Raw genomic sequence first — 5,896 nt, forward strand, 5'->3', positions numbered from 1 at the left:
GGCATGGATGATTTTGTGAATGCGGCGCCGTTGTGGTCGTGGCAGGGGTGGTAGGATAGGCATCAACTCAGTCCTTTTGGTGTGGCTTGTTTTGTTTCGCGCCTAATGAGATCGCACAAACTGGACTGAGTTCCCTTCCTCCTGTGATCTACTATTCGGAACAGCTATTTAGTCTAATCAACTCGATGGGGGCGTAGCGCTCACCGGAGTTTGCCAGCAGCACGCACTTCTCATGCTCCGCCTGATAGGGGGTCATATTGTCGGTGTGGGCCTCTTTCAGAAAATCGACTGCGCCAGTGGCGGCAATCATGACGCGCTGACCCAGGTTCAGCACATTGCGGTTACGGTCATAGATCTTCATCTCATTCTCCTTTTCTTGTGTCCTGGCGGATGCGCGGGCGCCTGTCCAGGACAACGGCATTCAGCCTACGCCTCTGAAAAAAGGTGATTTATGTCACAGATCAAATAAGGGGCGATAAGGGACTCGCCGGTTCAGAAAGCGAGCATGGCCCCTTGGCCAGCGGTTGTCGCACGCAGCGGTGCTCCCCTGCCCTTTTCGTCGCGGCGGGCTCGAACCCGGCAGCGGTTGGGGTATATTGGTGGCCGATTAGCCAGTCTCATTCACTGTGGCCGCGCACGCAGGCCGCTGTTTCAACAAGATGGAGAGTGCTCATGAATCGCGACATTACCGCCCAGTTCATCAAGATGCTGACCAATCTGGATCACTGTCTGGCCAAGGCCGAGGCCCACGCCGCGGCGAAGCAGTTCAACGTGGAGAACTTCTTCGGCGAGCGGCTGATCGTCGATATGCTGCCGCTGTCCAAGCAGGTGCTGATCTGCTGCGATTCGGCCCGCGCCGTGGTCGCCACCACCAGCCACAGCGAGCTGCCGGCCATGGGCGATGAGCCCAAAACCATCGCCGATCTGCGCGCCCATATCGGCAAGACCATCAGCTATCTGCAAGGCAAGCTGGACGCGGACTACAGCCAGTATGCCAGCGGTCGTTACGTGCCCCACTGGGCGGGCGGCAAGGGGATGGATGGCCATACCTGCGTCCATGAGTACGGCATTCCCAACTTCTACTTCCACCTCACCATGGCCTACGCCCTGCTGCGCCGCGCCGGGGTCGAACTCGGCAAGCGCGACTATCTGGGCGGGCTCAACCTGCAATAAGCGCCGCTCGCCACAGGCGGCAAACAGATAGCAAAAGCCTGCCACGCGGCAGGCTTTTTTATATCGGGTGGTGCTGGGCTAGTGCGCAGAAAAGCTGCGCCCTAGAAGGGGCCATTGTTCTCGCGCAGCTTGTCGGGCAGGCCGTCGTGATCCCCCAGCTCGCGCTCGGGTACGTCATCCCAGTGCAGCTTGCCGAGGGTGATATTACGCTCGGGGTGCACGGCGTAGTGGATGCGGTTGTCCTCCCGATCGGTATCGCCGATGCAGAGCAGCCGGACGATCGCTTCGGTGTTGTTGATAAAGGCGTGGGCCAGCCCGTCACCGGCCTTGAAACCCACAGAATCCCCCGGTTGCAGCCGATAGAGCACGCCATCGAGCCAGACATCCGGCGTCCCTTCCAGCACGTGAACAAACTCATCTTCGGTCTTCTCGGCATGGGGCCAGCTGGTGCGATGGCCCGGCTCGACGATCTCGTGGTGAATGCCGATGCGGCTAAAGCCGAAGTGCTTGCCGAGGGCGCAGCCGCGAGAAAGGGGCTCCTGACTGCCGGAGTAGTAGCGCGGCGTTTGCTCTTGCAGCTCGCTCCAGTGTTTGATGCAGGGGTGGCGATTCATAGTGGTTCCTTTTCTATGAGGATGCGGTCACGGGAAGGGTCATCCTAACTGCCTGAATGCGGCGGAGAAAAGCAGAAATCGGCAGCCGATTTCACCGCTGACAGCGAAACGGCGGACTCGGCGACGGGTCGATCGCCTATCCCGCAAGGGCTGCGCAGCCATGTGACCGGCAGTTGCGCGGGCAAAAATAGAGACTAAAAGAGGGAGCCACAGGCTCCCTCTCTCGATCTGTCTGCACCCGTTTTCTGAGGCTGATTCTCCGCTCTTATTTCCCCAGATTGTCCGCCAGCTGTTTGGCACGGCTGGCCGCCCACTGGTCGATCATCTTCTCCATCTCCTCAGCGGTGATGGGCTCATCCTTGTGGGTAGTATCCGTACTCTCACGGGCATCCATCACCCGCACCAGCAGCTTGCCGCTCCGGGAGTCGAGCAGCTGGGCCATGCTGCCCACCTTGAGCAGGTAAGGCTCCTTGCCGATCACTTCGCGGGTGACGTTGATGGCGATCTTGGCTGGCAGCAGGTCACGCAGTTTGGGATCGGGGCGGGTCAGGTCGAAGTTGGTGACGGCGGCCTGGATCCGCATGACCTTCGGGCCGGGGGCGGTGGCGATCTTGACGCCCTGCTTGATCAGCTCGCTCTGGAACTTGTCGTGGTAGTAGCGGCCAATCTGGTTCTGTTCATTGGCGGTCAGCAGATACCACTGACCGTTCTCCTGACGAATAAACTGCAGCGGATCGAGCAGCACCTCATTGTATTGGCGCAGGTCAACACCCGGCTCCTTGTAGACACGCTGATTGGGGTTGCTCTCGCTCTGCTGGAAGGCTGTCAGCGGGATCGCCTGCAAGCTGTGGGATACCTGATTCTTGACGGCGCAGCCACCCAGCAGGGCCGCAGCCACGGCAACCATCACGACCTTTTTCATATTTGCTCCTGCATTTTACTGTTTGTTTTTGCTGTGGATTTCGCACCACATGGCTGGAGAACCCGTGCCGGATGCCGCCAATGTCACAGAGAAATAACCTATTCATCACCTTCCCACAAGGGACAGATCAGGATTGTTCAGCTCACATCCAAGTTGTCACAATTGAGGCACTTTTGTACAGGGTCAGCCAGGGTACGAACGGCAATCTGGCGAGGGGTTGATTGTTTAATCCGGCTAAATGGGGCTGCGAAAAGCGCTCAGGTTTTTTCAAACGATGCGAGCCCGCGGGCGGCGTGAGTTGCACGGGGAGATACCTCAGAACGGTCGATGACCGATCACCAGCCATGCTGCGCAAACAGGCCTGCCGCCGGACACGCGGCAGACCCACTCATCAGTTATCCAGATCCCGGGGACCCTGCTTGACCGTCAGGCCACCAGCTCGGCCCCCATGCTCGCCAGAATGGAGAGGCTGACCACCGCAAACAGCACGCCGGTCACCAGATTGAGCGGCCGCTGCACCCGCAGCAGCAGGCGCTGGGCGCGATCGGTGGAGAGGCTCCACGCCAGCAGCCCGAACCAGCAGAGGGAGATGATAAAAAGCTCGCCCACCAGCAGGCCGCGGGTCACCCCGTCCACCTGCGGCGTCACCATGGCGGCCAGCAGACCGATAAAGAACACCAACGCCTTGGGGTTGAGCAGATTGGTGGCGATACCGGCACGCACGCCCCTGCCCCAACCGCGCAGCTCGTTGGCGGCGCTGGCCATCACGGTGCCGCTCTGCTGGCGAGCCGCCATCAGGGCGCCCCACCCCAACCAGCCCAGATAGAGGGCGCCGCAGCACTTGATCACCATAAACAGCAGCGGGTGGCTGGCGATCAGCATGCTGATCCCGGTCAGGCTGAAGGTGGCGTGCACCATGATCGCCAGCGAGATGCCCAGCGCCGCGCCAAGGGCGGTCGGCCGGTGCAGGCTGGTGCGCAGGATCAGGGCAAAATCGGGGCCGGGGCTGGCCAGTGCAATCAGGTGCATCAGGCCGAGGGTAACGAACAGACTGGTCAGCATAACAACTCTCGCTTTAACGACGGAGAGTCAGCATGGCGGATCAGCGGGGGGCGCGGCTTGTAAAAGATTGCATCTGGGCACGAAATTCGGCGGGCGTCAGACCGAATGCCTGACGAAAGCCGTGGTGGAAGTGACTCTGATCGAAGAAGCCGACCGCCAGCGCCACCTCGCTCACCGCCATGCCGCTCGCCAGCAGCCGTTTGCCCTGCTCCAGCCGCAGCCGTTTCAGCCAGGCGTAGGGAGTCATACCGCTGCGTTTCTTGAACTGGCGCAGGAAGGCGAAGCGATCGAGCCCGAGCAGCCCCGCCAGCTCTTCCAGCGAGTGGGGTTCGTCGAGGGCGGCCATCAGGTAGTCGCGCAGGAATCTCAGTTGGGGATCCGCCAGCTGATGCACCTCGGGGGCCAGATGCAGCAGCTCCCCCAGCAGGGCGAGCAGCTGGCTCTCGATCAGCAGGCCATCGGCCTTGGGGTTGTCGAGATAGCCGTGCAACTGGGCAAAGCCTTGATAAAGGTCGGGTCGGCTCTGCAATCCCTTGTCGAAGAAGGGTTCCGGCTGCTCCGGCAGCCAGAGTGCCAACTGCTGCGGATCGATGGCGAAGACTCGCACCTCGTACCCTTCCGGCAGCAGGCTGAGGCCGTCGTGCACCTCATCCGGGTTGACGGTAGAGAGCACCCCGCGCACCAGATGGTGACTCTTCCCCTTGTGAATAAACTTCTGGCCACCCCGCTGCACCAGCCCGATATGGTAGTCGAGATGGACATGGCGGCCGTAGCTGAACGCCCTGTGGTGGGAGTGCGACAGCTCGACACCCGGCAGGAGTGGGGATTGCCAATAGCGGATGAGGGAATCGGTGGTATTCATGGGTTATAGATACACCAGAAGCGGGCGTTGGACTTGTAGATTATTGCACGCAACCCCCTCTCAACGCCCCCACAGCCGCGGGGTCGACTCCACCAGCGAAGCGAGCGGCACCCGCTCCACCACCTGACGCATATGCTGCACCAGCTCGGGATTGGCATCCCCCAGCGACCTGGTCAGCACGATATGCACCTCCAGCGGAGTGACCGGAAGGTAGATGAGGCGGGTCACCGCAGAGAGCCGGGCGCGAAAATGGTTGGCGGAGATATCGTTGGAGAAGAGCGCGGCATCGATGCGCCCGCGCAGCAACTTCTGCATGTTGCCATGCTCCCAGTTGAGCTGGGAGAGGGTGTCGATATGGATCTGTGGATGCTGCAACAGCGGCGGCACGATCGCCTGACTCGACCAGCCGATGGTGGTGCCGTAGAGATCTTCCTGCCGCTCGACCGAGTGAAGTCGCGATGGCACCAGTACCACCAGCACCGGCCGCAGCAGCAACAGGTGGGGGTCGATATAGCGAAAGTGACGGGCACGCTCCGGACTGTAACTCAGCAGCGGGGTCAGCTCGCACTCGCCGCTCTCGAGGTTGCTCAGCAGCCGCGCCACATTGAGCCCCTGCCACTCGATGGTGCGCCCGATCACGGGTTCGATATGACGGCGAAAGTAGTCGATCACCGGCCCGGAGACCTTGCCCTGCTGATCGATGGTGACCAGCGGCGCCAGCTGGAAGACACATCCCCGCAGTGGCGCGTTGACCGCCACGGCCTGGCTGATGGTCATAAAAGGGAGAAGAAGTGCCGATAGCAGTAATACCAAACGCATACCCGAACGAGAGATGCCCATAAGTGCCGACCCGATGCCCCGATAGCCATCAGCATGGCACAAGGCAAAGGGGCCGGCTATCTGCTCCCGCCGTTCTGTGGTCCTTGTTCCCCCCAATTTCCACCGACATCAACCACACTCACTATTGTCAATGAGATCAACAAAATCATTGTTTTGCTTGGCTTTTTCTCATTGGATATATTGCCACCTCAATTCATCCATTCCGCTTGGCCGGTATCTTTATGAGACTGTTACTGATTGCTTTGTCCTTTTTTGCTGCAACTGCCAGCGCCAATGAAAAACCACCCGTGCCTTACTATGACTGGGGCGGTTGTCCGTTTGAAGGGTGCACCTATCAGCAATGGACCCGACATTCCGCACCTGATTTAGGAATAAATTTGCCGATAGCGCTCACCCAATACCTCCAAAATGATCTGCTGGTCT

At 60.1% G+C, this 5,896-nt stretch carries 7 protein-coding genes and 1 pseudogene; 2 read left to right on the plus strand and 6 right to left on the minus strand.

Going from position 1 to position 5,896, the window contains the following annotated elements; all coding sequences use genetic code 11:
• Positions 1-151 precede the first annotated feature (151 nt).
• On the minus strand, positions 152-361 hold the full coding sequence (ydfZ, locus tag OKC40_RS21580) for a putative selenium delivery protein YdfZ (RefSeq protein WP_270796954.1): 210 nt from the start codon (positions 359-361) through the stop codon (positions 152-154).
• 311 nt (positions 362-672) lie between these two features.
• Between ydfZ and OKC40_RS21585 the strand changes: the two genes are divergently transcribed.
• Entirely contained in the window at positions 673-1,173 is a 501-nt protein-coding gene (locus tag OKC40_RS21585) for a DUF1993 domain-containing protein (RefSeq protein ID WP_270796955.1), read from the plus strand.
• A gap of 101 nt (positions 1,174-1,274) precedes the next feature.
• On the opposite strand, the gene OKC40_RS21590 is transcribed toward OKC40_RS21585, so the two are convergent.
• The 5 genes from OKC40_RS21590 to OKC40_RS21610 all read right to left on the minus strand — a co-directional run bounded on the left by OKC40_RS21590 (position 1,275) and on the right by OKC40_RS21610 (position 5,410).
• The gene (locus tag OKC40_RS21590) at positions 1,275-1,787 is read right to left on the minus strand and encodes a cupin domain-containing protein (protein ID WP_270796956.1); all 513 of its coding nucleotides are present in this window, start codon (positions 1,785-1,787) and stop codon (positions 1,275-1,277) included.
• A 265-nt stretch (positions 1,788-2,052) separates the two neighbouring features.
• Positions 2,053-2,709, minus strand: coding sequence for a DUF3313 domain-containing protein (locus OKC40_RS21595; protein ID WP_005340820.1), 657 nt, complete (start codon positions 2,707-2,709; stop codon positions 2,053-2,055).
• Positions 2,710-3,135: 426 nt separating this feature from the next.
• Entirely contained in the window at positions 3,136-3,771 is a 636-nt protein-coding gene (locus tag OKC40_RS21600; protein WP_075113781.1) for a LysE family translocator, read from the minus strand.
• 40 nt (positions 3,772-3,811) lie between these two features.
• On the minus strand, positions 3,812-4,633 hold the full coding sequence (locus OKC40_RS21605) for a helix-turn-helix transcriptional regulator (protein WP_270796957.1): 822 nt from the start codon (positions 4,631-4,633) through the stop codon (positions 3,812-3,814).
• A gap of 60 nt (positions 4,634-4,693) precedes the next feature.
• A complete protein-coding gene (locus OKC40_RS21610; RefSeq protein WP_270796958.1) occupies positions 4,694-5,410 on the minus strand; it encodes a substrate-binding periplasmic protein in 717 nt (238 codons plus the stop codon).
• 284 nt (positions 5,411-5,694) lie between these two features.
• Here OKC40_RS21610 and OKC40_RS21615 point away from each other — a divergent pair.
• Positions 5,695-5,896: pseudogene (locus OKC40_RS21615) on the plus strand (hypothetical protein); the annotation flags it as partial.

This window comes from Aeromonas sp. QDB11, assembly GCF_027705265.1.
In the GTDB taxonomy this organism is placed as follows: Bacteria; Pseudomonadota; Gammaproteobacteria; order Enterobacterales; family Aeromonadaceae; genus Aeromonas; species Aeromonas allosaccharophila.